We start from the raw sequence: 3,773 nt of genomic DNA, 5'->3' as shown, positions 1-3,773 counted from the left end.
TGAAGTTGTGTTCGGCGGTGACCTACTCTCCCACACCCTCACGAGTGCAGTACCATCGGCGCTGGCAGGCTTAGCTTCCGGGTTCGGAATGGGACCGGGCGTTTCCCTGCCGCTATGGCCGCCGTAACTCTGTGAAACAAGGCCCGACCCGCGATCAAGACCGCGGATGGGTGTGTTGTTTCAGATACTGCACAGTGGACGCGTAACAAATTCTTTGGCTTGTTTGTGTGTAAGCCCTCGGCCGATTAGTACCGGTCACCTCCACGCATTGCTGCGCTTCCAGTTCCGGCCTATCAACCCCATGGTCTGTGGGGGGCCTTAACCACGCAAGGTGGTGAGAAACCTCATCTTGGAACAGGCTTCCCGCTTAGATGCTTTCAGCGGTTATCCCTTCCGAACGTAGCTAACCAGCGATGCTCCTGGTGGAACAACTGGCACACCAGAGGTTCGTCCGTCCCGGTCCTCTCGTACTAGGGACAGCCTTCCTCAAGTTTCTTACGCGCGCGGCGGATAGAGACCGAACTGTCTCACGACGTTCTAAACCCAGCTCGCGTGCCGCTTTAATGGGCGAACAGCCCAACCCTTGGGACCTACTCCAGCCCCAGGATGCGACGAGCCGACATCGAGGTGCCAAACCATCCCGTCGATATGGACTCTTGGGGAAGATCAGCCTGTTATCCCCGGGGTACCTTTTATCCGTTGAGCGACACCGCTTCCACTTGCCGGTGCCGGATCACTAGTCCCGACTTTCGTCCCTGCTCGACGTGTCAGTCTCACAGTCAAGCTCCCTTGTGCACTTGCACTCAACACCTGATTGCCATCCAGGCTGAGGGAACCTTTGGGCGCCTCCGTTACTCTTTAGGAGGCAACCGCCCCAGTTAAACTACCCACCAGGCACTGTCCCTAACCCAGATCATGGGCCGAGGTTAGACGTCCAATACGATCAGAGTGGTATTTCAACAACGACTCCACACACACTGGCGTGCATGCTTCACAGTCTCCCACCTATCCTACACAAACCGAATCGAACGCCAATACCAAGCTATAGTAAAGGTCCCGGGGTCTTTTCGTCCTGCCGCGCGTAACGAGCATCTTTACTCGTAGTGCAATTTCGCCGAGTCTGTGGTCGAGACAGCAGAGAAGTCGTTACGCCATTCGTGCAGGTCGGAACTTACCCGACAAGGAATTTCGCTACCTTAGGATGGTTATAGTTACCACCGCCGTTTACTGGGGCTTAAATTCTCAGCTTCGCCTTGCGGCTAACCGGTCCTCTTAACCTTCCAGCACCGGGCAGGCGTCAGTCCGTATACATCGACTTACGTCTTCGCACGGACCTGTGTTTTTAGTAAACAGTCGCTTCTCTCTGGTCTCTGCGACCACCCCCAGCTCAGATCGCAAGGATCGTCACCGGGCGTGGTCCCCCTTCTCCCGAAGTTACGGGGGCATTTTGCCGAGTTCCTTAACCACAGTTCTCTCGATCGCCTTGGTATTCTCTACCTGATCACCTGTGTCGGTTTGGGGTACGGGCCGTGTATGAACTCACTAGAGGCTTTTCTCGGCAGCATAGGATCACTGAATTCCCCACAACGGGTATGCATCAAGTCTCAGCCTTGATGTGACACGGATTTGCCTATGTCACGGCCTACACTCTTACACCAGTACAACCACTGACTGGCCCAGCTACCTTCCTGCGTCACCCCATCGCTTGGCTACTACCAGTTCAGGTCCCGCGCATCCAGTCCACGTCATCCCGAAGGATGCTCTAGAACGTTCAGGGCGGTTAGTATCACTGATTCACCATGGGCGCGCACACACGGGTACGGGAATATCAACCCGTTGTCCATCGACTACGCCTGTCGGCCTCGCCTTAGGTCCCGACTCACCCTGGGCAGATTAGCTTGACCCAGGAACCCTTGATCATTCGGCGGACGAGTTTCTCACTCGTCATTCGCTACTCATGCCTGCATTCTCACTCGTGTGGCCTCCACGCCTGGATCACTCCGACGCTTCTATGGCCACACGACGCTCCCCTACCCACCCACACACCTGCCCGGAGGAGGTTATTGTGTGAGTGCCGCGGCTTCGGCGGTGTACTTGAGCCCCGCTAAATTGTCGGCGCAGGACCACTTGACCAGTGAGCTATTACGCACTCTTTCAAGGGTGGCTGCTTCTAAGCCAACCTCCTGGCTGTCTCAGCGATCCCACATCCTTTTCCACTTAGTACACGCTTAGGGGCCTTAGCCGGCGATCTGGGCTGTTTCCCTCTCGACTATGAAGCTTATCCCCCACAGTCTCACTGCCGCACTCTCACACCTCGGCATTCGGAGTTTGGCTGACGTCAGTAACCTTGTAGGGCCCATCGGCCATCCAGTAGCTCTACCTCCGAGGTGAAACATGCGACGCTGCACCTAAATGCATTTCGGGGAGAACCAGCTATCACGGAGTTTGATTGGCCTTTCACCCCTACCCACAACTCATCCCCTCAGTTTTCAACCTAAGTGGGTTCGCGCCTCCACGACGTCTTACCGTCGCTTCACACTGGCCATGGGTAGATCACTCCGCTTCGGGTCTAGAGCATGCCACTACAGTCGCCCTATTAGGACTCGCTTTCGCTACGGCTTCCCCACACGGGTTAACCTCGCGACATACCACTAACTCGCAGGCTCATTCTTCAAAAGGCACGCCATCAGCTTATGAGCCTCTGACGGATTGTAAGCACACGGTTTCAGGTACTATTTCACTCCCCTCCCGGGGTACTTTTCACCATTCCCTCACGGTACTAATCCGCTATCGGTCACCAAGAAGTATTTAGGCTTACCGGGTGGTCCCGGCAGATTCACAGCAGATTTCACGGGCCCGCTGCTACTTGGGAACACAAATCGCCCCGCCGCAAGGTTTTCAGGTACGGGACTCTCACCCTCTCCGGCCGACCCTTCCAAGTCGTTCCCCTAACCCGCGATCAATCAGCGCCCGGTCCGGCAGAACCGGGACATCATGCCCCACAACACCACACACGCAACCCCTGCCGGGTATCACACGCATGCGGTTTAGCCTGATCCGCGTTCGCTCGCCGCTACTGACGGAATCACTATTGTTTTCTCTTCCTGCGGGTACTGAGATGTTTCACTTCCCCGCGTTCCCTCCACACACCCTATGTATTCAGATGCGGGTAACACGCCATCACGCGTGCTGGGTTTCCCCATTCGGACACCCTCGGATCACAGCTCGTTTGGCAGCTCCCCGAGGCTTATCGCAGCCTACTACGTCCTTCATCGGCTCTTGGTGCCAAGGCATCCACCGTGTGCTCTTACACACTTACATTCACAAACAATTAAAGATGCTCGCGTCCACTGTGCAGTTCTCAAACAACACACACCAACCCCACCCACACCCCGGCCACGTATGGCGCATCAGATGTCTCGGGAATCAGTGCCATCAGAAACAACCAAACCCGAAGGCTCGATGGTGTTGTTTCAGACACCCAACAGTGTGTTTCGTCCGGACCACGCTAACGCCGGCACCAGATCCTGCAATCTGATACCGCCGATCACGGCGAGTCCTACGCGATAGTGTTCCACCCAATGAGCCACAGAGCGCGCCACATTCGGACGCGAACCCTGCGCAAACTCTGACCACACCAAAGCGTGGTGAGTGCTCCTTAGAAAGGAGGTGATCCAGCCGCACCTTCCGGTACGGCTACCTTGTTACGACTTCGTCCCAATCGCCGATCCCACCTTCGACGGCTCCCTCCACAAGGGTTAGGCCACCGGCTT

3 rRNA genes are annotated in these 3,773 nt (G+C 56.2%); all 3 read right to left on the bottom strand.

Annotated features, from left to right (window positions below):
• Positions 1–9: 9 nt before the first annotated feature.
• A 5S ribosomal RNA gene (gene rrf, locus KGZ92_09385) occupies positions 10–126 on the bottom strand.
• Positions 127–225: 99 nt separating this feature from the next.
• Positions 226–3,321: ribosomal RNA gene (locus tag KGZ92_09380) — 23S ribosomal RNA — on the bottom strand.
• 341 nt (positions 3,322–3,662) lie between these two features.
• Positions 3,663–3,773 (bottom strand): 16S ribosomal RNA (locus tag KGZ92_09375); the annotation flags it as partial.

The sequence above is a fragment of the Bacillota bacterium genome (assembly GCA_018333655.1).
Classification (GTDB): Bacteria; Bacillota; UBA994; order UBA994; family UBA994; genus BS524.
The sequence above is the reverse complement of the archived record's forward strand: the minus strand, read 5'-3'. Positions and strand labels throughout refer to the sequence as shown.